Below are 22,964 nucleotides of genomic sequence, written 5' to 3'. Positions count from 1 at the left end.
CTTATCGTGTTTGGAGTGTAAATTTAAATTTAAAACCTACAGGAAAATCACTTGTAGGTTCATCAAAAACTTCTAACTTAGCATCAAAGTGATTAGCTATTTCAGCAACTTTCCAGAGTCCGATGCCAGTACCAGCAGTGGCTCCTGCTTTTTCTCCTTTTACGTTATACCTTTCAACTATCCCTTTAGGGAATGGCTTTCCATTATTCTCGAAATTAATTTCTAAGAAATCGTCAATATAAGCTACAGAAACCCGAAAAATGTACGACTTACTTTTATCTGCAAATCCATGCTTAATGGCATTTTCTAAAATGTTATTATATATTTCTTCAAAATCATTTTTAGAAATATTTATTAACGGCTCATTACCTTCAAAAGACTGATTCTCATTAATTAAATCTACCGAATACCACTCACTCTGAAGCCCTCTCTCCTTGCACCCTTTCAAAAGTTTAAAAGGATTTAATATTTCGGCAACTCCATATATCATTTCATCGGTAATATTATCTACATAATATATAACCGTCTCTAAACTTTCTTGCAAGCGAAGTAAACGTTTTTCCACCGTAATCCCTCTTCTCGGGTCGATTATCTCATCGGCTCTTAAAACTCCATTATTAAGTTGCATCATTTTTGATAACACATCTGCCGATGCTTTCACGTTATTAAGATGTTGCATGATATTATGTCTTTTGGAGCCTAAATCTTTAGTTTGTGCAGCCTTTAGTTTAGCGATTTCTCTCTCGAAACCTAAATCCTTTGCTAAAGATTGAAACCTTAAAGCTTTTTCTCTACTTACAATTTCGTTTTGCTCCTCTAACGAAGCGGGAATTATCATTTTTACTCTTAAAAAATCTTCACGCCTAATTATAGGCGTAACACTACCCATATTAAAACTATCTATTTGAGATTTTATATAATCTTTATAAAGCTCTGCAACTAAATATTCAATACTTACTTTCGTTTGATCCACCTTAAATGCAAACATATTGACGTAAGCAATTTTTTTATTACTTGATGCATGAAACGTTGGCTTTAGATTATTGCCAACTCTCGATACCAAAAGAACATTATTATCTAAGGAATTAAAGTTTAGATTTTTCTCCAAAACGGATAAATTGTCTGCATTTAGTAAATAAACATCCGGACTTGACGATAAATCTTTTATACCTAATTTCAAATAAGTAGTATCTGGAGTTAGCCTCGCAGGCCTTATATAGCTTAAAACATCTCCTAAGGCTAACGTATTATTCAAGTCTACTTCCAATAAGTCTTCGTAATCCAAATATCGTCCTGGGCTTAACAGAAAGTCATTTTCAGCAATTTCTGAAATACTTACTAATTTTGAAAAACCTATCTTATCAACATAATTTGAATTGTGTTGCTGGTTAGCGGTAAAATGAGAAGTAATTTGTAGAATATCTTCATTGCTTAAGGCACGTTGAAACCTATTAGTCATATGTCCTAAAGAAGAGGCGTCAATAAATAACACTTTTCCCTTTTTCGATTTATTCTTATTTAACACCCAAATATTTGTAAAAGCACCCGTGTTAATAAGTAATTGCGAAGGCAATGTTATTATTGCTTCCACCATGTCGGCTTCGATAATGTTTCTCCTTATTTCGCCCTCTCCTCCGTCTACACTCAAGACATTATTACTAAGCAATAAGGCTGCTTTCCCCTTACTATTAAGATGGAAAATAGCATGTTGAATCCAGACCAAGTTTGCATTTCTTTTAGGTAAACCAAATATAAATCTTGGATCATTCGGAGGAATATCATTATCCATCACCCTTGGATGAAAAGGTGGATGCATTAAAACATAATCAACTTTTAAATCAGGAAACTGATCGTCGGTTAATGTACTGGTAGGCTTACCAAATTGAATATTATCATTCTCATTAAATGCAAACCTCAATTTTGCAATTGCCAAGATTGAAGAATTATTCTCTTGACCGTAAAAATTAAAATTACCCTTCGGGAATTTTTCATTGATATTTTGAAAAAACCCACCAGTTCCGCAAGTAGAATCTAAAACAGATCCATCTTCAGGGTTTAACAACTCAATCAGGAGTTGTGTTATAGTTTGAGGTGTAGTAGTATCGACAACTCCTCTCCCTACCGAACTAGCGAAATGAGTAACTAAATTTTCAAGAACATCCGAGAATTTCAATTCATCTTTGGTAATGTTGAAATCAGATACTGCTCTAAACAATTTTATAACTAATTCTGAGTCGGGGTTTTTATTGAACTTACGCTCAAAGTAAAAAACAGTAAACGAATTGCTCAATCTTTCGTTTTGCTTTTCTAAATCATGGAATGCCTTCCATAAAAGGTTTCTAAAATCGACGTTATTTAAACTGGTATGTAAAAAGCTCCATTTCGCAGCATCAGGTACTTCAATTTGACTGAATGACGAAATATTAAACCTATCGTTGGCAAATTTTAAAAATACTAAAGAAATAAAAAGCTCCTTAAGGTCTCCTATATCTCTGTACCCTCGAATGCTGTCTAAAACATTCCAAAATTTATTCTCAAAACTATCCATTAACTAAAGTTTAATATGACGTTGCAAATTAAACACCAATCTGCGCAATACATCTGCATGCTTATTCTTTTTCTAAACTTATGTTATATATGATATCGTAATTAGCGCTTTTATATAGTTCGAAAACGGTATTTTCATAATTCATTTCATCTGATCTTACCAAGATTATAAGATATGGTTATAATATATTATTATTTAATTCTAAAACTTCGCTATCCAACTCCAATGCGAGGATAGGTTGAACTGCATTTCCCGCAATACCACGGATAGAGCCGTACATATGAACCGTGTTTGAAATGACTTTATCTATTTGTTTTTCGCGTTGTTTCCAAATACGCTTCATGGCATTTTTTTCCTTTTGTAAATCAGTTTGCATTTGCGAAAAACCTTCAACAATACCTTCCATTTGTAATTTAAACTCATTGCTGGTTAGAAAGTCATAAAGCATTTCCATTTTATCCCCTTTATTTTCCTGTGATATTAAAGCAGTACTCAACTGAATAATTCCTTGGCGGAGTACAGCACTCAAACCTTTAAACTCCTCATAGGTACATATCCAAATCCCATCACGCATTCCCATGCGATTCATATCAGCTGGCATTACTTCAGTAACCAACACACCAATATTGGCATTCTTATCGCGGATATCATTCTTAAACTTTTCAATCCAAGATGGATGAAATGTTTTAGTTCGCTTGGTTTCGTAATAAATGGAGCCACAATTCTGTAACTCTCGAGTATTCACAATCTGTAAACAATCGGCACCATTAACACCTTTCTTTATTTCATCAATGGTATCTAATGGGAATTGATTTACCAACCATTCCTCAATTGCCAACTCTAATACTTCTCCTTGCAATTGCATAGAACCTTGCTCATGTTTTCGCTGCATTTCCTCCATGAGCTTCTTCTGGTCGGCTAACTTCTTCTCAAATTCCTTTATTTTTAATTCGTTAGAGTCATCAACCATTTTTTTTATTTTCTCTCGTTCTTCTATTAACTTCTGATTATAGACCTGCTCCTGCTTCGCTTCTATCTCAGCTGCCATTTCATTCTTTTCACGCTTTAAACGTTCGATTTCAGCTATATTTTTATTAAACTCCTTAAGTTTTTCTGACTTCTCATCCAACTCCTTATTTAAAATCTGTAGTTGCTCATCTCTTTCAGATTGAAGTATCTTTTTAAGCTCCTCTTCTTTTACTGCAAGCATAGTTTTAAGCTCATTATCCAATTGCGCTTGAAAAATTTCGGCAGCTTGTTCCTTCTCTTTTAAAAATTCCGATTTCTCTTGAGCCAATAGTTCCTCCTTTTTATCCAATACTTTTTTGGCCTCAACTTCTCTGAGTGCAAATTCTTTCCGGATACTGTTTTCTATTTGATGCTTTAAAACATCATTAACATTAATAGGGGTTTCGCAATTTGGACATGTAATTTGTGATTTCATAGCATATTGTTTTTAAATTCCATACAAAGATGAAACCCATCTATGCAATACACTTGCGTTTTAATAAATAGTATTCGTATTTTTAATTCTTAAAGCGATTTCTTCTCTAACTACGTCAGGCGCCAACACCTCAACATCAGGACCATAAGACAGCAATAACTGATACAGCTCTTTGTTAGGAAATACTTCAATTGTTACCGTTCGACCATCGGGATCGGTACGGTCTAATTTCTGCGATCCATGCAAAGGTTTGGTCAATACATAATGAAGGCGCTGTTCGGAAAATTTTAAATGGATTTTTTCTATTTGGGCGTCTTCGGGTTTTGTAACCCCGATGATGTCGTAAAAATAATCCAACCAATTGATGGTGCTGGGCTCAAATTTTTCTGCTAACTCCTCAATAGACACCATCCGGTCTAAGGCGTAATTTGAAATGGTTTGATATCTCGGATTAAAGCAAAATAAAAACCAGCGATTATTGGATTGTTTGACATAATACGGATGCACTACTTCCTCAAATGGCGGTTTTCCATAAGGCTCATAGGTTAATTTGATCTGTTTGCGTTTTACAATCAAATTGAATAATGTACCTAAATGCTCACGACCTTTTAAATCGATATTTTCTTCATAGCCGATAAGTCCGTTATCGCCATCAGCCACCAAATTGAATGCTTGCTTCATACGTGGTATGAGTTCTTCCAACCACGAAAACTCAGCGCGATGCTTATATCGGGATAAAATGGTGATAGTGGTCTCAAGCTGCTCCAGATCATCCACATTTAAAGGATGGTCAGCAATGGAGAAATTCTTGTCTTGATAACGAAAAGCCTTTTTCTTTCCCTTTCTTAAAGAGTCATCCAATTCAATGGCCCATCCAGCATCCGATTTCATGTGCTCGATGTCATACTGAAGTTGACGCAGACGGATGCCCTCTGTTCCCAATTCATATAAATAATTATTTACTTCGTCAAGTAAGTTATCATAAGTATACAATCGATTAAAATTACTGAAACAACGGTCTAAGATAGTAAAGCGAATCTGGGCATGTTTGTTTGTTGCCATGAGGTTGGTTAATTAAAAATAAAGCTTCAATACAGTTAGGAATCTAAAAATAGGAACTTTTCTATACATTCTAGGTTTTTTTTATGAAAAAATACAAAATGCAGATACATAGCACATTTAAATAAAAAATATGGAAAATTAAGAACGCATCGGTTTTTTAGAACTATCTAAATATTAACCCATGTCTTTGTATAATTTTATTTACTAAAGTTTTATTAAAATATATCTGCCTATATTTAAATCCTTTTTAACCTTTTGACCATAAGTTTCAGCAAAACAATTTCTATTATATGAATCCAGATCTAAAAGACATCTTAAGCCAGATACAAGGTGAAAAACATTTATGCGCTATTTTTGATAAGAAGAAGTCTATAATTGAAGTACTCATTCAGAAAGACTATTCGTTACTCGATATTTATCGACTAAAGGAACACGAATATCAGGATGAGAAAAAGAAAATTAGAGATACTATTAATGCCTTTAAAATAAAAACTCAAAATGACCCCGAGTACTTTTTAAATTATTACAAATATGTACTTTGCGCTCCTATTGAAATTGGATTAGGATTTGAACCGGTAGACTGTTTAGCTACAAATCTGATAGATAGCTTAAAAGAAATTGTATCCGTTTTAAGAATAAAAGCCGGCCTACCACATCATTTTTTTGATAAAACTGAATTTAATTCCTTTTTACCATTATCTGAATATATTGCACATTATTTCGGACTGGATGGCCAAGAAGAATCGTCATTTAAGACAATTGGTGAAAAATATGGCAAAACAGCAGAAAATATTAGAACTAATTTATTTGACCACAAAACTAAACCAGACTTACGATCTTTATTTTTGAAAGAACAAAAAGGTTATGGTTTGAAGGTTAATTCACAATTCTTAAACAACCTAAAAAATGTCTTTGACACTCATCTTTATCGGTCTAATTTTTTGGAAAATTTCAGTGATAATGAATTTCCAAATCCTGATATAATAAGAAAATTATTATCAATTTTCAGCCTAGATCTTATTGAAGTAACTTCAGAACAAGCACAAGATAATTACTACGTTTTAAGCAAAAAGAAGGACATATTATTATACCGCTCGCATCTTACATTATTCGATAAAGTTTTTAGAGAAGGCAAATATTACAAGAAAAAAGATCTCATAAAAAAATTAACTAAAGAAATACCATCACTAAAAACTACTCAGAACAAAGAAATCAAAATTCAAGGGGTACAAAAAGAGATATTAGATGCCTTATTAGATGACTATATTAAGTTAGAGATTAGAGATATTGATTCTGATAACGATGATGACCATATCAACACTGATTTATACCAATTTAAATGGGAGTATTTATCGTCCGTAACAGCCAAAGTTGAACGTATTCTTATAGAAGAAGACGGTTCCATGCATAATACAGCGATTTTAGAAAGCTATAATGAACGTGCTTCTGATGCTGGTTTAAAGGAACTTACTATATCCCAACTTACGTTTAGGCGAACTGATAAAATCAGGCCTATAGGAAAATCTGGCCGTTGGGTTTCCATAAGTGGAGATAGCATTACAAATGTAGAAACATTACAAGATTTTATAGACGACACTATTTTTAAAAAGTATAAAGGAAAAGTAGAGTTTGAAACTCTAAAATCATATTTGAATACAACTCATTATGCTGGCTATCCAGACAGTAGTATAAGAGCTTATATTCTAAATTGTTCAAGAAAATCGATAGACGATAACAATCTTTTTATTCATGAAAACTGCCTCGGTCAATATCCAGAGATAAATGTTGTTAATAAAAAAAATCAATATTTTGGAAATGATTTCATTAAAACTGTGATTAAAATAATCGAATCCGATAGAGACCAAAAAAAGGAAAAAAGAGCATTGCGATCTGAAACAATGACCTCTTTAAACAATGCGGGGGTAACAATAAACACCACTAAAAAATTTGATGCTTATCTGAAAAAATTTATTGATGCTGGAATTATAGTACACAATAATATAAATGGAAAAGATTATTATAGCATAGATACAGAAGAATTAGAAAAACATGATTTAAATCGGCTGGGCAAGCAAGTTGAGCCTGAATACAGAAAAAACATCAGAGCTCATGCTATTAACTACTTGAAGCGTCATGACAAGGTTAAATTGAGCGCTTTAAAAGATGAGACCAAGCATTTATTGCCCAAACGCACCTCATTAACCTATTTATATAAAATATTTGATGAGAGGGAAATTTTCATTAAAGAAGACATTGATAATCAAAAATGGATATCTCTTGATCGCTCTTTACTTCCCAAACCCCAGGAATTACATATAGAAGTTAAGGAAGAAGCTACAGAACTATTAGGTAATATGGCTTTTCCTGTTAGACTAGCTTATGATAGAGAACTGTTAAAAGAGAAAGTAATAAAAGAATTGTTCTCCGAGGTAAGACAGTACAAGATGAATAAAGCAGTGTTAGCTAATAATTTCGATCTTTTTTATGAGGCTATTTTAGATGTAAATGGTAAGCCATCGCGTTGGGGTGATTCTCTACTTCAGTCACTTTTTGAATTGCTTAACACAAAAACCGATTATTATGATCGAGAAACCTGTTTGAATAAATTGATATTAGGCTACGAAACCTATTTAAAGTGCTTTATCCCAGACTTGGAGAATCAAAGGTTTAGCGGACAAGTAGACGTCATTAATTCGTTTACAGACTTTAAGGAGGTCTGGACATACAAGTTTCAAGAAAACAGAACTAATAAACAGAAAAATAATTTCTCTTATATCTTACATAGTTTAAAATTTTTAAGTGATCAATTAAGACATAATGGAGCTCATGAGAGTTTAGATATGGGTTTAAATAAGCAAATAAAAAATGCTATAGATTTTATTGCACTGTACTTATTTACCGCTCAAACAATAAACAATGAATTAAAAAATATGAGCTCTTAATACGGTTGAAAAAAAAGGGTTAGAAGGAAATTTGAAATATAATCCTTTTTCAGAAGAATTTTCCAAAAATGAGCAGTCTATGCCATAATAATAAATAGGATATTGCTTAGGAATTAATTGGCAGTCGACACAGCCACATTTATCACTCTTATAAAATCTATATTTATTAATAACACCAAACAAATTGAGCATAGAACCAAAATCTTACAATTTCATTATTCCCAAAAAAGTTCATTTCTGAAAAATATTGTGGAGGGATCGAAAGAATTCTCCCAACGGAACTTTCAAAGAAGACGATGATTTAGTATGTTATGGGTTTATGAATTATAGGGGTGTAAAATGGTATTGTGAGGAACTAAAAAAATGTTTAGATTTCAATGGTAAATATAGTAAAGACTTTAAAGTAACAAGCTCATATTTAGGAAGTTTATGGGAGCCTGATTGGTTAGAAGCCGATAAAACCCATTGCTGGCTTAAAAAATAATAGTCTACCTATACGAACTTGTTATTTTTTTATAGCAATATAGCTTTCTTTTTTAAAAAAGCTTAAAATTGTTCATCTTAAAAACAATTATTAAAAACGTGGAAAATAATAAAAAATCAGCAAATGATGTGGTTTGAAAAATTAGTAGGTTTTAAGGAAAGTAATCCTGAACAGGTAAGAAAAAACATTGAGATCGTTGGCAACCAACTCATCTCAAAAGTTAATAATCATGCATTTGTATTTGGCTCGCTCGAAACACCATCATTAGAAGAATTGAGAAATGAATCAGATTTAATAAATAAATATAATTCTGAAATTAAGATTTCTGAAATAGTAGGAAACATTCAGAATATTCATCAGGAGGCATCGAACAAAAATGCACTTATTCAGGTAGCATCACAATTCAACCTTTTAGAGATGGTTAGCCCAGATAGCACACCCGAGGAAGGTGTTGGAATCTATGAATATGACGGTACTCAGGGTCCAGCTTGTGCTATAGCTTGTGGAGCAGGAACAATTTTCCGGAATTATTTCGTAAACGTTGACGGACAAATTGGACAGACATCAACCAAACAAATTGATTGTTTACATGATATCGGGATAGAACTTGAAAATGAAAAACATAAACATTGGGAAATGAAAAATGGTTATGCCCTTGCAACTAGAAAAGGGCTCACCAGCATTACTCAACAGATAAAATCTAAATCTGGAAATGATTTTGAATCTTTAAAAGGAAAACTTAGAATAGGCGTTCAATGGGATTCCGAAGTTACCTTAAACAAAAATAAGAATCCTATAACCCAAGTTTATTGCTCTGCCCTACCCGTTTCCTATTCGGAGATTGAAATCGAATTGTGGTCTGAGTTTGCTAAAATGATTTTGGAAGCGACCTATGAAGCTACTTTTCATATCGCTTTGAAAAACTATAATAGGACAGGAAATAATAAAGTATTCCTTACATTAATTGGTGGTGGTGCTTTTGGCAATAGATATGAATGGATTTTTGATGCAATCAGAAAATCAATAGACAAATTTTCAAAAACCCCATTGGATGTAAAAATTGTGAGTTATAGTGCTTCAAATCCAGCTATTAATGCATTTATTGACTCATTAAAACATGAGATTTAATATTGACTATTAGCAACGACAGTTTAAGTATTTTCAAACAGTTTGAAAAACTACGATTAAGAACCCACAGGTTGTCTATAAAATCTGAAACTGCATGGGTTTATCCTTATTAGTAAAATGCACTACCATATTTCTAAAATTCCCATTCTAACTTAATATCCATCCCCTCCAAATAGCCATCTAAAACATCACCTAAATTGAATTTCGAGTTCCATACAAAGAGAATTTTTTGCTGAGAAGACCTGATAACAAGCACCTTAAGCAAACAAAGCTTCAGACCCCTACATACCCCCTACTGCATAGCTAATAAAATATATCCTAGTCTCCCAAAATCCCTGCATCATCCAAGCAGCGAATATATGTTGCCTCCTCAAAAAGAATATCTATATTTGCCAATTATTAAAAATATTCAAGAAACGGTTGTCTGCTTAGGCAGACATTAAATGGGAATCTGGTGTAATTCCAGAACTGTCCCGCAGCTGTAAGCTTTTTGATGAAACCCAATTATGGTCACTGTCTGTTTAGATGGGAAGGCCGGGTGGATAAAGCAAGTCAGAATACCTGCCATTTCATGTAATTCTATAAGGCTTTCGGGGATTGAAGCTTGGAATGGTTGTATAGACGCTTTGGTTCTTTCAAAGCGGCTTACCTTTCTTGTTAGTCCTCGTTGGCGCAATGTCATTATGAGGACCTATTTAAACCGTATTATAATATTTATTTTTGGACTACTCCTTTGTCCGACCGTACTTTCGGCCCAAACTCAGGATACGCTGACACCGGTAGCGTTGCAAGAAATTTTCTTGCGTCATGATAGAAACCGATTCGAATCTCACACCTCGCCAGCCTCGGTACAATCCCTCTCTGGAGAACAATTAAAAAAACTGAACAGTTTAAGTGTCGCGGATGCACTACGCTATTTTAGCGGCATTCAACTCAAAGATTACGGCGGCATCGGCGGCATCAAAACAGTTAATGTCCGTAGTATGGGATCGCAACATACGGGGGTGTTTTTTGACGGGATTCAACTCGGGAATGCACAAAATGGACAGGTCGATCTCGGGAAGTTCTCGCTCGACAATATGCAGCAGGTCAGTCTGTATCAAGGACAGCGCAGTGAGATGCAGCAATCGGCAAAAGCTTATGCGTCTTCCAATACCATTTATCTGCAAACTAAAACGCCAAAATTTAAACCTGATGAAACCTATCAATTAGCCGTAGGCGTGCGGTCAGGGTCCTTCGGACTTTTTAATCCGTCTCTGAATCTCAATTATAAAATCAACGATGCTATTTCAGCCCGGCTCAGTACCGAGCTGGTCAACGCTCATGGTCGCTATAAGTTTCAATACTCCAATGGTATTTATGATACCACGGCGGTGCGAAATAATGCAGACATCAAATCCTATCGCGTGGAAGCTTCGGTGCACGGCAATCACAAAAACAAAGACCTTTGGAACGTAAAATATTACCATTACAATTCGGAACGAGGTCTGCCTGGGGCTATTGTGGCCAATAGGTTTGCACGACCGCAACGTTTGTGGGATAGGAATAACTTTCTACAAGCCGATTATAAACATCAATTTGGAGAAACGTATGCTATTAAAGTCCGCGGTAAATATGGTGACGATTATTCGTGGTATTTAGATCCCGAAATCGTCACGACCACCGGGTTTCTGGAAAACACCTACAACCAGCAAGAGTATTACCTGTCGTTGGTGAACACCTACAAAGTCAAGCCGTATTGGACATTGAGTCTGGCCACCGACGTTCAGCACAACACCATGCAGTCTAATATGTATCGATTTGCCTATCCAAAAAGAACCACCCTACTCAATGTATTGGCCTCCGATTTTAATTTTAAGAGACTCACTATCCAAGCAAGTTTTTTAAGTACCGGAGTATATGAATCTGTAAAGTACTATGAGGCTGCCGATGATCTTCAGGAATTTTCACCAAGCCTTCTTTTTAATGTACAGCCTTTTAAATCGGCCGATTTTAGACTTCGTGGATTTTATAAAAAGATGTTCAGGATGCCCACTTTCAATGATCTGTATTACACTTTTGTTGGTAATACCTTTTTGGATCCAGAGTATTCAGAACAGATCAACCTGGGCTTTTCTTGGCAAAAGGACTTAGGTTCTACCCTTTTAAATGTCACCAGCGATATTTATAATATATGGATTACGGATAAAATTGTTGCCATTCCGGGTACCAATCTGTTTAGATGGACCATGTATAATCTGGGCGAAGTGGAAACCAAGGGGATAGAAACCAGCGTGACCACTTCTGGGAAGATCAGTGCTGATTTTAATTACAGTGCACGCCTCACCTATACATTCCAAGAGTCTTTGGACAAGACGTCTGGCGGAAACAGTTTTGGTCAACAAATCCCCTATGTGCCCAAGCATAGTGGTAGTGCTACTTTGATGATGGATTATAAAAATATCGCCCTCAACTACAGCTTCATCTATACCGGTGAACGCTATAGCCAAAAAGCAAACATCGCGTCCAATTATCTACAACCTTGGTACACCCACGATATATCGGTCAATTATGAACTTCCCTTTTTTGGGGAAAACCCATTAAAGTTTGGCTTGGAAGTCAACAACCTATTTGATCAACATTATGCCGTTATCAAAAATTTTCCAATGCCCGGAAGGTCTTTCCGGCTAAATCTTAATTATCAATTCTAATATTTTAAAAAAACAACTATGAAAAAAATTAGTGCATTAGTTTTAATTTTCTTCGGATTATACGCTTGCCAGAGCGATGATCCCATCCCAGATGATGATGTTCAAAACCCTGGAGGTCAAAATCCAACTTCCGTAGCCGGTTTCTATCTTTTAAATGAAGGCAATATGTCAATGAATAAAGCCTCATTGGATTATATGGATTATGAAACGGGCGACTATAAACGCACTGTATTCAGTCAAGCCAATCCTGATCTTGTTGGCGGGCTCGGAGATATTGGTAACGCTATAGGAATTTATGGTTCAAAGTTATATGTCGTGGTGAATGGCTCCAATAAAGTGGAAGTGCTCGATGTGAATTCGGGCAAACGCATTAAGCAAATTGATATTGATAATCCCCGATATCTTACATTTTATAACGGAAAGGGGTATTTGAGCAGTTACTTGGGAACTATCGGCGATCCGAACGCTCCCAACGGTATCGTGGCTGAAATTGATACCACCAGTTTGAACATTACACGTCGGGTGGAGGTTGGACGTCAACCGGAAGAACTGGTGGCCTACAACGACAAAATATACGTCGCCAATTCCGGAGGCTATAGTCCGCCAGAATACGAGTCCACCGTTTCAGTAATTGATGTCAACGCTTTTACAGAGATCAATCGCATTGAAGTGGGCATTAACCTCCATCGTCTTAAAATAGATGATGAAGGAGATTTATACGTGACTTCAAGAGGTGATTATTACGAGATACCTTCCAAATTGTTTGTGGTTGATACCCATACAGAAACGGTTAAAAAGAGTTTTGATATTGGCGTCAGCAATTTGACCATACACAAAGATATTGCCTATATGTACAATTCGGAGTTCAGCTTTATCACTGGCGACTATGAGATTTCATACCTCATGTTGGACACTAAAACAGAAACGATTTTAGACCAGACCTATATTTCCGAAAAGGATAAGAACCTGATTGAGATGCCCTATGGGATAGCGGTCAATCCTGAAACCGATGAGGTACTGATTACCGACGCCAAAGATTATGTCACCCCTGGAAACCTCTATTGTTTTACACCTGATGGAGCGCTCAAATGGTCCGTTCAAACAGGAGATATTCCTGCGCATATCACTTTTAATTACGAATAATTTAAACCTTAAATAATGAATACAATGACAACCAATTACAAACAATTACTTATTGCCTTTTTTGCCCTTGCTCTACTTTTTACCTCATGTTCTAATGACGATGATGTACAGGTTTTAGCACCGGAAATTTCTATGTCCAAAGTAGAAAGAGAATTTCAGATTACGGTTGGAGATACTTTAAAATTTGCCGCCATCAATCTAAACAATTCAGAATATACTGAACATTGGACTTTAGGTGACAGTATTGTTGCCACTGTTGATACCTATGTTTTTGAACCGACAAATTCAGGAACATATACGCTTTCTTATGAAGCCTCAAATATAACGGGGACCTTTAATTATGACTATACTATTGAGGTTGCGGCTAAAATAAGACCTATAACTGATGAGAGTAACGCCTATATAACTGAACTTTTGGAATATCTTCCAGCACCAGGTCAGTTTATCAATAAGGGTGTTGGGAATTTAGAAAGTGCAGAAGGACTTATCGGGAAACGTGGGTTAGTAACCCTGGGAGCTTGGGGAGGTTCCGTAAGTTATGCTTTTGATCATACCGTTATTAATCGTGAAGATGAAGATGATTTTATCATTTATGGAAATGCCATGCCAACTTTTGCTGAGCCTGGTGTTGTGTATGTGATGCAGGACGACAACGGGAATGGATTGCCTGACGACACGTGGTACGAGATTAATGGAAGTGCGCATGCTCAGGAAGGAACTCTTAGAACTTATAAGGTGACGTATTTCAGACCTGAAACGGCAGAAGACGATGTGGCTTGGGAGGACAATCAAGGAAATACTGGTTTTGTCTTAAAAAACGCATTTCACAAACAAGCTTATTATCCAGAATGGATTACAGAAGACTCTTATACGCTTACTGGAACATTGTTGTCAGATAGTCATATCGATATGAGCAATCCGTCAATGATTACCAGTGCACCGTTCGACTATGGCTATGCAGACAATACGCCAGGCGGAGATAAAATAAATATTGCAGATGCCATCGATACAGAAGGAAATCCAGTGCATTTAAGCGGGATTGATTTTATAAAGATCCAAACTGGAATCCAGGCCAATATGGGCTGGTTGGGTGAGCTTTCTACCGAGGTTGCCGGCATTGCGGATTTAAGTTTATTACAATAATTCTTTTTGTCTGAGAGGTGTCTCAAACAGAGCAAGCCTGAAGAAATATTTGTAAAGAAGAGGTCGCCTAAAAACCATTTAGGCGACCTTTTATTTTTTTACGAACCTTGAAAACAGACCGTTTTCTTAAGTGGATAAAAACAAAACACCAAAAATTGTCTTAGCAGTTTTGAGCTTTATTGTATGGTGCGACGACTATTGGGATCAATAGTATTAATTTCTCATTCTCCGCAAAAGGAAACCATAGGTTTAGAATCGTAAATTTTTTAATTGGTGCAACGAACCAAAAAGTTGTGGGATTTTAGTGGATTAAGCAGATTGTCTCCTTTAACCACAGGTGGCTTAGATCAACAATTATTTTCATAAAATTACGACTGTGTTGCGAATCTCATTCCATGCACCGCAAACACATTTGTCAGTGGTCAACTCACAAACGTGACAATAGTAACAAAAATAGTCCAAAGGCCTATACCATTAATAAACAGCAATTCTGTTGCTCCATTGACCCCATTTTTTAAAATTGAAAGAATGACAGTGAGAACGGTTATTCCGATGATGGCCAGTCCTGAAATACCAAGAAATTTTATTTCGGGAAGAATGATGACCTGAAAAGTAATGATCAATGCCGGCAGTGAAAGAAATACGACTACTGCCAATACGTTATGCAGGAATCGTTGTAGCGATGGTGCAAAATTTTTTAAGCTATAGGGCGTTAGATTATGCGGCACAAAAGCAAGAAGTGCGAGCGATGCGAAACCTATGTCTAAATATCGCATAAGTTTATCGTGTTGGCCAAGGTCGTAATACTCAGTTAACAACCAGAAGTAAGCATACGTAAGAAGTGCTGTAGCAAGGAGCATCCACTTATAGCCTTTGACCAATTTTTGCCCGTAAAGACTTTTATTGCTTAAAAAACTCAGGGTATATTTTTCTAAATCCAACTTCACGTGCTTTAGCGCCTTTCTAATGGCATAAGGCAATAGACTTGCTTGCGCAAATCCAATAAGCAATATCCCTAATTTTGTAAAAAGCATATGCAAGGTATTTGAAATAAGATGATTTTTTCACTTGCGAAAGATCGCTCTAAATCAAGATCCTCAGAGCAAACTCACGAGGTATGAATAAGGAACTGTCTTTTCGATCGAGGTAAGCCTCGGGTTATTAAAACCCACGGGTGGGAATCAAAGCGAAGATACGCTTTCAAGATAAAAACAATCATCCTATTCGTGATATTTCTGAATTATCGGTGGCTTCCCTGGTTTATTGTCCAATTTTACATTAAGAGCCTTATCATGACGTGAATGAACACAGTATTTAATTAGGGTTGCTAATTAGTAATGGTAAGGAGTTCTGAAAATAGACTTACGTCCAATTTTTGTTTCGCCAAGTATATCACAAGTACTCATCCCTACCCTCGCCAAAGGAGCGTCTGTAAATGCTGCATAATATGTAAAGTGATCGGAAAATAACCGTTTTCTATTTTCAAATAAATGAGCATTCACGGTAATTAGAAAATGATAACTATGCTGGATTTTCGAAATTCCATCGTTTGCCGTCATCCCATTCTTTTATGGAATTTCCGTAAGAAGGGTAACCTCCATTCACCTTTAACATTTTGGCAAGATGAAGTAAATTATAAGTCATAAAAGTAATATTTCTATTGGTGAAAGAAGAATCGTAACCTGTGGGTGGATTTATTTTTTTGCCGTCCCATGATTTATCTCCAAAACTCGGACCCGGACCGATTTCACCAATCCAACCGGCATCTGCCTGTGGTGGAATGCTGTAACCCAAATGTTGAAGCGCATAAAGAATGCCCATAGCGCAATGTTTTACACCATCTTCATTCCCAGTAATAATACAGCCTCCGGTTTTTCCATAATAAACATATTGGCCCTTATCATTCTGATGTCCACTCATGGCGTAGAGACGTTCTATAAGTTTAGTAGAAATAGAAGAACGTTCTCCTAACCAGATGGGAGTTCCAATGACCAAGATATCGGCCTCAATTATTTTTTTATAGAGTTCAGGCCACTCATCTATAGATGCACCTTCTTTGGTCATATCGGGCTGGACACCCACGGGAATCTCGTAATCTACCAATCGGATCACTTCTACTGCGACCCCCTCAGATTCCATAATATTTATAGAAACATCCATTAAATTGCGAGTGTGACTTTGAACAGGTGATTTTTTTAATGTACAGTTGACATAGATGGCTTTTAAATCAGAGAAATTGTTTTTCATAATATTTGGATTGATTACAATAAATCGGTCGGTAAGACGCATCAATACCAACAAATTAATTGTTTATTTATTCAATTCCAAATCCAATATGTTCCAATTAAACCAATCCTCACCTTAATTGGTTTCCTATAATAAGATGATGTTCAATTTGAAACTCTTGAAAATCGGTTCGAGCATTTTACCTAAAACCTGATCTTAAACTTCCTGAGAGCAAGGGCGCAAAGCAATTGTCTCAAAACTCTCCTTCATCATCATCCCTACTTTCTTGAGGTCTTCTTTCTTTCTTCTGATTAAAGCGATAGGTGAAAGATAGATTAACCGAACGTTGGCGCCATTGGTATTCACTCTCGCTGATAAAGGTATCCGTAGTGGTAAGAGAGGATCGTTTACGCGAATTAAACAAATCATTGACATTAAATCCTACAGTGGCATTGTCATTTAGGATATCCTTGCTCAAGGCCAGATCAACGGATAAAATACCATCATTCTCGGTTTGCGAATTATTGGAAGGCCCTCTATAAAAAGCATTGGTTTGCCATTCTATATTATATGGCAGGCTCACCTTGGCACTTCCCCTGGCAAAATAGCTGGTATTTTTTGCACCATAGTCTATACCGTTAAATTCGCCATCTGTATTGAACTGGAAAAAGTTAAAACTTCCGTTAAGACGCAACCATTTGGCCGGATTATATAAAATACCAACTTCAAAACCAATACGTTCATTGGTACTTAAATTGATAGGAAGTGTTCTAATAATGGGGATACCATTGGAAGTTTCTTGACCCGTATCTTCCTGGATGCGTTCAAAAGCATCGGTTTCATGTTGGTAATAAATAGAAGAGGTCAAGGTGAGCTTACTCCAACGCTTAAGATAACCGAGATCAAAAGCACTGGCAAAAGCTGGGTCTAAATTGGGATTGCCCTGGAAGATATTGGCTTCACTTGAACGGGATGGAAACGGATTGATCCAACGACCTCTTGGCCTATTGATACGTCGGTTATAGCCCAAAGTAATACTTTCACGATCATTGAGTTCATAGGTCAGATTTAATGTCGGAAATAAGCCAGTGTACGACTTATCGAAATTAATATTGAGTGCATCATCGCCATTGGCTTCGACATTCTCCGCATCTACTTCGCCCTTTAATTGAGTGTGTTCAAGACGCAAACCCAACAATACCGAAAATTTCCCATATTTATTACCATACTGTGAGTATAAGGCATTTACATTTTCGTTATAGGTAAACATATTGGACAAACTATCATTTCGAATAAAACTACCACCAGCTGTCATTTGCTCAGTCAGCTCGTAATCGGTAACAGTCTCCGTAAAATTACCGCGAAAGCCTGCCTCAAATTGTGCATTCTCGCCAATGGGACGTACATAGTCAATCTGAGCCAAATATTCCTTTTGATTTTCATCTGTGGTAATAAATTCGGACGGCAGCACCACTTCATTTGGATAGGTGTTGTTCTCGTTAATCAACGAGATTTCCTCTTCATTCTCTTTTTCAAATTGCAAATCGGCTTTTAATTCGTGGCCGTTATCGTCGAACTTGGTAATGTAATTTAAGGCCAATTGATAGTTGGTATCGGTTTCCGATTCGTATTCGATCCGATCTCTACTTATGGCCAAATCATTATTGGTGTCAAATTCATCCGTTTTATTAATTGTTTCATCATCATCATTTCCATGTGAGAAAAATGCTGATGCTGTAACACTCGTTTTATCAGAAATGAAGTATTCAATTCCCAAATTGGTATTGAAATTTCTGTTAATACGATCCATGTCTCTATTTTCAATAACCAGGGGATTTATGATGTTACTGGACAGGTATTGGTTACTAAAATAAGCTTTTCCGGGAGATTCTCGATAACGCCAGCCGGTATTATTAAAAATGTTGAATTTGTCGGTCCGTAAATTAATATTTCCATTAAGACTACTGCTTGCCGGCACCCCCACGTTGGTTTGTAAAGATCCGTTTAAGCCCAAGGTTTTTTCCTTCCTTAAAATAATATTCAAAATCCCGGCAGTACCTTCGGCATCATAACGCGCGGAAGGCGAAGTGATGACTTCTACCCGGTCAATAGCATCTGCCGGCAGTGCACGCAGGGCATCAGTAGATCCAAAACCTGCAATTGCTGAAGGCTTGCCGTTAATCAATATTCGTACATTTTCATTTCCTCTCAAAGCAATTGAACCGTCAATATCAACAGTAACCGAGGGGACATTTGAGAGTGCATCGCCAACATTTGCGCCACTAGTGGTAAGGTCCTTACCAATATTATAGATCTTTTTATCAAGTCTTACAACAACTTCTGTGGTTTCTGCACGAATCACAATTTCGTCCAGACTCTCTAAATCTTCAGCTAAACTTACAGTAGGTAAGGTGGTGTCCTCGGTCAAATTTTGATTCTCCAGAGATTTAGTTGAAAAACCGATGAATTCAAAAGTAACCTTATACATTCCAGCAGGCACTTTAATGGCGTATTTGCCCTCCAAATCAGTAATACCACCCGTTACAATCTTACCTTGCATATCAGTAAATGCTACAGTTGCATATTCTAAAGGCGCACCTGTGGAGGCCTCAATAATATTTCCGGTAATCATGACTTCTTTTGAATCGCCATTTGGATTTTGACCAAAAGAGACCATTGACATACATATAATAAGAATGCTGATATACTTTTTCATAAATTTAGTTTTTATTATCTGATCGTTTTATGACTTGACTACTGCTCTTTTATTTTTCAAGTAATAATCAACCGAGTATTTACCTGGACCCGTCAGGAATATTGTAATATAACCAACCCCATAAAGCATTGCTTTCTCCATTACCCCAAATGGGTCTGCGCTATGAACGATAAATGTTGCCACCACCATGGTTATGATAAGTGGGATTAATGCCCAGCGTGTCATTAGTCCGAGAGCCAATAATATGCTACAGATAACTTCAGCAAAAACTGCCAAAGCTAACGAGGTGGTATCTCCAACGCCTAGTGGATCTCTAAACTGGATTTCACCACCACCAAATAGCCGTCCCCATTTTCCGACGCCATGAGCAAACAACATGGTCAATCCAAGGAACACTCTTAAAACTAAGAGGCCTAAATCATTAAAAGTGAGTTTTTCTAAGGATTTCATTTTTGCGAGTATTAATTAGTGATGTTTACAATTGTTTTAATTAATTTGATGGAACAAAGAAACCCATAGCATCGTATGGAGAAAAATATTTTCATACGAACGACAGAACTTTTACCGTGAAAAGCACATCTCCGTTTAGAGGCATAAAAATGCCGTTTGCAGTATTCAGAGGGTTGATGATGAGTTTCAATAAGCTTTAATCTTATGAATTACTTACTTTTATGAAATAATTTTAAAAATGTCTACATCACATATAAATTTAAAAGAGCTTGTTTTTCAGATCATCCTCAATGTTTTGGTGTTTCTTTTTTTTGGATTTGACCGACGCTTGCCAGGAGTCGAATTCCACCAAATTTATTTCTTCCTTAACTATGCGATAGCTGCACTTATTATCAATTATGCCTTGTTACCGCGCTTCCTTTATCGTAACAGGTATTTGGAATTTGCCATATATACGCTTGTGACTATTGCTTTGGTGATTTTTGTGGAAGAAGCATTTTTGGAACAAATTTTTTATCCAGATACGAGAGGAAGAAAATTCCTGGGTGTATTTTATAATTTATTAAGTACGATGCCAACCATTACCATTTTGGTGGGCTTTAAATTTGCATGGGATGCCTTAAAAAAACAACAGGAGGTCATTGAATTGAGGAATTCGGTCAAGGAAAGCGAATTGCAATTTCTCAAATCGCAGATCAATCCTCATTTTCTGTTTAACAATATGAACAACCTGTATGCCCATGCCGTTGAACAATCACCTAAAACTCCCGAAATAATATTAGAGCTTTCATCCGTTTTACGCTATATGCTGTATGAATGTCAAGCACCATTTGTCCCCCTTAAAAAGGAAATGGAACATATTGAGAATTATATTTTATTGAGCAAACTTCAGGTGGAAGGACGTGGTGAGGTTACTTTTGAAATTGGCAATATACCATCCAACTATAGAATAGCGCCCTTGATACTTTCAGTATTTATCGAAAATGCGTTCAAACATAGCGTTTCAAGTCAGTCTAAAGATATTTCTATTGTCATTGACATTAAGGTGTCCGATAATGGAATTTTACATTTTATCTGTAACAATTCGTATTTGAAACAGAGCAATACCCAAAGTCTGGATAATGGAATAGGCTTGGAAAATGTCAGAAAACGTTTGGAATTGATATATCCAAATTGTCATACGCTAAAAATTGACACTAATAACAACCTTTATAATGTTGACTTGACCATCGATTTAAGTAAAACTAAGAACATATGAACTGCATCATCATCGAAGACCAAATGCCAGCGCAACGTATTTTAAAAAAATACATTGAAGATATGGGTACACTAAATTTAGTAGGCACTTATACCGATGCATTGGAAGCCATGGAAGTCTTGAATTCAGAAAAGATAGATGTGATGTTTTTGGACATCCATTTGCCAAAATTATCTGGGATTGATTTCTTAAAAACGCTTCCAAATCCGCCACAAGTCATTTTAACGACTGCTTTTTCAGAATACGCCTTGGAAGGTTACGAATTGAATGTGGTTGATTATTTATTAAAACCTTTCTCATTTCAACGGTTCATCCAAGCCATTTCAAAATTAAATAGGTCTTCTGATCCAAAGGCCACATCGGTATCAAATTTACAAGCCAACGATGTTGAAACTGAAACCAAAAACCATACAGAGGAAATCTATATTAAAAGTGGTTATGAATATATCAGGATAAATATAGATGACATTGTTTTTATAATGGTCGACTCTGATTACACCGAGATACACCTGGCGAATAAGAAACACCTTTCGTCGGAATCCTTACGATATTGGGAAGATGTTCTGCCGCAGAAAAAATTTAAACGAATTCATAAGTCCTACATCATTAATACCACTAAAATCAATAAAGTTTCAGGAAATCAAATCGTTCTTGAAAACAATATAAAAGTTCCATTAGGAAGAGCTTTTAAAAATGATTTTATGGATCGGTTTATGTAAAAATTGGCTCCTCAACCTTGTGAAGAACATGGCTATTTATTGCTCATCATTTTTGGATCAATACTATTAGCTTGTGTGTCGACAAAAAAGTTATGGTCAATTTATAAGGACTAAATTTTATGATCTTGACGCTTCTTCAATGTGTTCTATCAGCTCTAATTTTTACATTGAAAGATTTTTCCCGTCTATGTCTATTATCATTTTAAAAAGTAAAATATTTTTGATTATCTTAGAGTAAATAACCAATTGAACATTCATAAAACCACATCTAAAAAATTCTTAACCACCATCTGAGCCATGAAAAAGTTTGTTTTTATTGTCATAGCTATTCTGTTCTCGATTACAAAAAGCGCCCAAGAGACTAAGAAAAATGTTGTAAAACTAAATTCGCTATTGCTCATTTCCAACATCTACGATGTGCAATATGAGCGTGTACTTAATGACCGGTCAACACTACAACTTGGCTTCGGAATTGGTAAAACAAACAACTACAATCTAAACGATTTTCAAGAACTGTACTTAGATTTTTTTGGCAAACCCTTGAATAATCCAATAGATACCCATCATAGAAAAGAAATCATTTCAGTGAATATTGATTATAGACATTATATGAGAAATCATAAGGCACCAAAGGGTTTTTATATTGGGCCAGGAATTCAATTCATGAAATACAAAGAGCGTTTATCAGCACTTGAACTTGAGCCCAATGGAAATAGCGATAATGAAGAATCCTATACGGAGCAAATAAAACAGAGAGACTTAGAGCTGTACAATGTCCGAGCCTTATTGGGGTATCAGTTCTTGGTAGCGCAAAACATTTCCATAAATCCCTACGCCGGACCAAGCTTTGTATTTGGAGATACGGATGAGTCTTTTGAAAGAGAAGATGAAAACATCACTGGATTTGGACTTAATTTTGGGGTTGGCATCGGTTTGGCTTTTTAACAGATTTGTAATTCATCTCATTCCAAAGCAGGTATATAAAACGATCAAATTTGATGAATAACGCAC

At 35.9% G+C, this 22,964-nt stretch carries 15 protein-coding genes and 1 riboswitch; of the genes, 8 read left to right on the top strand and 7 right to left on the bottom strand.

Annotated features, from left to right (window positions below; genetic code table 11):
* Position 1 precedes the first annotated feature (1 nt).
* The 3 genes from H3Z82_RS01730 to H3Z82_RS01720 all read right to left on the bottom strand — a co-directional run bounded on the left by H3Z82_RS01730 (position 2) and on the right by H3Z82_RS01720 (position 5,054).
* Positions 2-2,548, bottom strand: coding sequence for an N-6 DNA methylase (locus H3Z82_RS01730; RefSeq protein ID WP_182202150.1), 2,547 nt, complete (start codon positions 2,546-2,548; stop codon positions 2-4).
* A 178-nt stretch (positions 2,549-2,726) separates the two neighbouring features.
* Positions 2,727-3,992 (bottom strand): DUF2130 domain-containing protein, encoded by a 1,266-nt coding sequence (locus tag H3Z82_RS01725; RefSeq protein WP_182202149.1) that lies wholly within the window; start codon positions 3,990-3,992, stop codon positions 2,727-2,729.
* 60 nt (positions 3,993-4,052) lie between these two features.
* Positions 4,053-5,054, bottom strand: coding sequence for a helix-turn-helix transcriptional regulator (locus H3Z82_RS01720; RefSeq protein ID WP_182202148.1), 1,002 nt, complete (start codon positions 5,052-5,054; stop codon positions 4,053-4,055).
* A gap of 290 nt (positions 5,055-5,344) precedes the next feature.
* Between H3Z82_RS01720 and H3Z82_RS01715 the strand changes: the two genes are divergently transcribed.
* The 5 genes from H3Z82_RS01715 to H3Z82_RS01695 all read left to right on the top strand — a co-directional run bounded on the left by H3Z82_RS01715 (position 5,345) and on the right by H3Z82_RS01695 (position 14,584).
* Positions 5,345-7,996, top strand: a complete 2,652-nt coding sequence (locus tag H3Z82_RS01715; RefSeq protein WP_182202147.1) for a hypothetical protein — start codon at positions 5,345-5,347, stop codon at positions 7,994-7,996.
* Positions 7,997-8,606: 610 nt separating this feature from the next.
* Positions 8,607-9,608 carry a hypothetical protein gene (locus H3Z82_RS01710; protein WP_220459111.1) on the top strand — a complete coding sequence of 334 codons (1,002 nt, stop codon included), beginning with the start codon at positions 8,607-8,609 and terminating at the stop codon, positions 9,606-9,608.
* A gap of 400 nt (positions 9,609-10,008) precedes the next feature.
* Positions 10,009-10,191, top strand: a riboswitch (cobalamin riboswitch).
* A 100-nt stretch (positions 10,192-10,291) separates the two neighbouring features.
* Positions 10,292-12,298 carry a TonB-dependent receptor plug domain-containing protein gene (locus H3Z82_RS01705; RefSeq protein WP_182202145.1) on the top strand — a complete coding sequence of 669 codons (2,007 nt, stop codon included), beginning with the start codon at positions 10,292-10,294 and terminating at the stop codon, positions 12,296-12,298.
* An 18-nt stretch (positions 12,299-12,316) separates the two neighbouring features.
* On the top strand, positions 12,317-13,441 hold the full coding sequence (locus H3Z82_RS01700; protein ID WP_182202144.1) for a YncE family protein: 1,125 nt from the start codon (positions 12,317-12,319) through the stop codon (positions 13,439-13,441).
* Between the two features lie 15 nt (positions 13,442-13,456).
* Positions 13,457-14,584 (top strand): cell surface protein, encoded by a 1,128-nt coding sequence (locus H3Z82_RS01695; RefSeq protein ID WP_182202143.1) that lies wholly within the window; start codon positions 13,457-13,459, stop codon positions 14,582-14,584.
* Positions 14,585-15,006: 422 nt separating this feature from the next.
* On the opposite strand, the gene H3Z82_RS01690 is transcribed toward H3Z82_RS01695, so the two are convergent.
* The 4 genes from H3Z82_RS01690 to H3Z82_RS01675 form a co-directional block, all read right to left on the bottom strand.
* Positions 15,007-15,618, bottom strand: coding sequence for a hypothetical protein (locus H3Z82_RS01690; RefSeq protein ID WP_182202142.1), 612 nt, complete (start codon positions 15,616-15,618; stop codon positions 15,007-15,009).
* A 487-nt stretch (positions 15,619-16,105) separates the two neighbouring features.
* On the bottom strand, positions 16,106-16,831 hold the full coding sequence (locus tag H3Z82_RS01685) for a flavodoxin family protein (protein ID WP_220459110.1): 726 nt from the start codon (positions 16,829-16,831) through the stop codon (positions 16,106-16,108).
* A 232-nt stretch (positions 16,832-17,063) separates the two neighbouring features.
* Positions 17,064-19,526, bottom strand: a complete 2,463-nt coding sequence (locus H3Z82_RS01680; protein WP_182202141.1) for an outer membrane beta-barrel family protein — start codon at positions 19,524-19,526, stop codon at positions 17,064-17,066.
* Positions 19,527-19,553: 27 nt separating this feature from the next.
* Positions 19,554-19,976, bottom strand: coding sequence for a DoxX family protein (locus tag H3Z82_RS01675; RefSeq protein ID WP_182202140.1), 423 nt, complete (start codon positions 19,974-19,976; stop codon positions 19,554-19,556).
* A 238-nt stretch (positions 19,977-20,214) separates the two neighbouring features.
* Here H3Z82_RS01675 and H3Z82_RS01670 point away from each other — a divergent pair, with 238 nt between their 5' ends.
* The 3 genes from H3Z82_RS01670 to H3Z82_RS01660 all read left to right on the top strand — a co-directional run bounded on the left by H3Z82_RS01670 (position 20,215) and on the right by H3Z82_RS01660 (position 22,898).
* Positions 20,215-21,234, top strand: a complete 1,020-nt coding sequence (locus H3Z82_RS01670; RefSeq protein ID WP_182202139.1) for a sensor histidine kinase — start codon at positions 20,215-20,217, stop codon at positions 21,232-21,234.
* Positions 21,231-21,953, top strand: coding sequence for a LytR/AlgR family response regulator transcription factor (locus H3Z82_RS01665; protein WP_182202138.1), 723 nt, complete (start codon positions 21,231-21,233; stop codon positions 21,951-21,953). The genes H3Z82_RS01670 and H3Z82_RS01665 overlap by 4 nt, the downstream gene beginning before the upstream one ends.
* 297 nt (positions 21,954-22,250) lie before the next feature.
* Positions 22,251-22,898: an outer membrane beta-barrel protein gene (locus H3Z82_RS01660; protein WP_182202137.1), complete on the top strand. Its 648-nt coding sequence runs from the start codon at positions 22,251-22,253 to the stop codon at positions 22,896-22,898.
* The last annotated feature ends 66 nt before the right edge of the window (positions 22,899-22,964 follow it).

The organism is Gelidibacter maritimus, assembly GCF_014062315.1.
Taxonomy (GTDB): Bacteria; Bacteroidota; Bacteroidia; order Flavobacteriales; family Flavobacteriaceae; genus Gelidibacter; species Gelidibacter maritimus.
This window is presented reverse-complemented; position numbering and strand designations above follow the sequence as displayed.

What these genes read in the sequence shown, in the direction of transcription:
- H3Z82_RS01730 (WP_182202150.1), bottom strand. Translation starts at nt 2,548, where the DNA reads ATGGATAGTTTTGAGAATAAATTTTGGAATGTTTTAGACAGCATTCGA.
- H3Z82_RS01725 (WP_182202149.1), bottom strand. Translation starts at nt 3,992, where the DNA reads ATGAAATCACAAATTACATGTCCAAATTGCGAAACCCCTATTAATGTT.
- H3Z82_RS01720 (WP_182202148.1), bottom strand. Translation starts at nt 5,054, where the DNA reads ATGGCAACAAACAAACATGCCCAGATTCGCTTTACTATCTTAGACCGT.
- H3Z82_RS01715 (WP_182202147.1), top strand. Translation starts at nt 5,345, where the DNA reads ATGAATCCAGATCTAAAAGACATCTTAAGCCAGATACAAGGTGAAAAA.
- H3Z82_RS01710 (WP_220459111.1), top strand. Translation starts at nt 8,607, where the DNA reads ATGTGGTTTGAAAAATTAGTAGGTTTTAAGGAAAGTAATCCTGAACAG.
- H3Z82_RS01705 (WP_182202145.1), top strand. Translation starts at nt 10,292, where the DNA reads ATGAGGACCTATTTAAACCGTATTATAATATTTATTTTTGGACTACTC.
- H3Z82_RS01700 (WP_182202144.1), top strand. Translation starts at nt 12,317, where the DNA reads ATGAAAAAAATTAGTGCATTAGTTTTAATTTTCTTCGGATTATACGCT.
- H3Z82_RS01695 (WP_182202143.1), top strand. Translation starts at nt 13,457, where the DNA reads ATGAATACAATGACAACCAATTACAAACAATTACTTATTGCCTTTTTT.
- H3Z82_RS01690 (WP_182202142.1), bottom strand. Translation starts at nt 15,618, where the DNA reads ATGCTTTTTACAAAATTAGGGATATTGCTTATTGGATTTGCGCAAGCA.
- H3Z82_RS01685 (WP_220459110.1), bottom strand. Translation starts at nt 16,831, where the DNA reads ATGAAAAACAATTTCTCTGATTTAAAAGCCATCTATGTCAACTGTACA.
- H3Z82_RS01680 (WP_182202141.1), bottom strand. Translation starts at nt 19,526, where the DNA reads ATGAAAAAGTATATCAGCATTCTTATTATATGTATGTCAATGGTCTCT.
- H3Z82_RS01675 (WP_182202140.1), bottom strand. Translation starts at nt 19,976, where the DNA reads ATGAAATCCTTAGAAAAACTCACTTTTAATGATTTAGGCCTCTTAGTT.
- H3Z82_RS01670 (WP_182202139.1), top strand. Translation starts at nt 20,215, where the DNA reads ATGTCTACATCACATATAAATTTAAAAGAGCTTGTTTTTCAGATCATC.
- H3Z82_RS01665 (WP_182202138.1), top strand. Translation starts at nt 21,231, where the DNA reads ATGAACTGCATCATCATCGAAGACCAAATGCCAGCGCAACGTATTTTA.
- H3Z82_RS01660 (WP_182202137.1), top strand. Translation starts at nt 22,251, where the DNA reads ATGAAAAAGTTTGTTTTTATTGTCATAGCTATTCTGTTCTCGATTACA.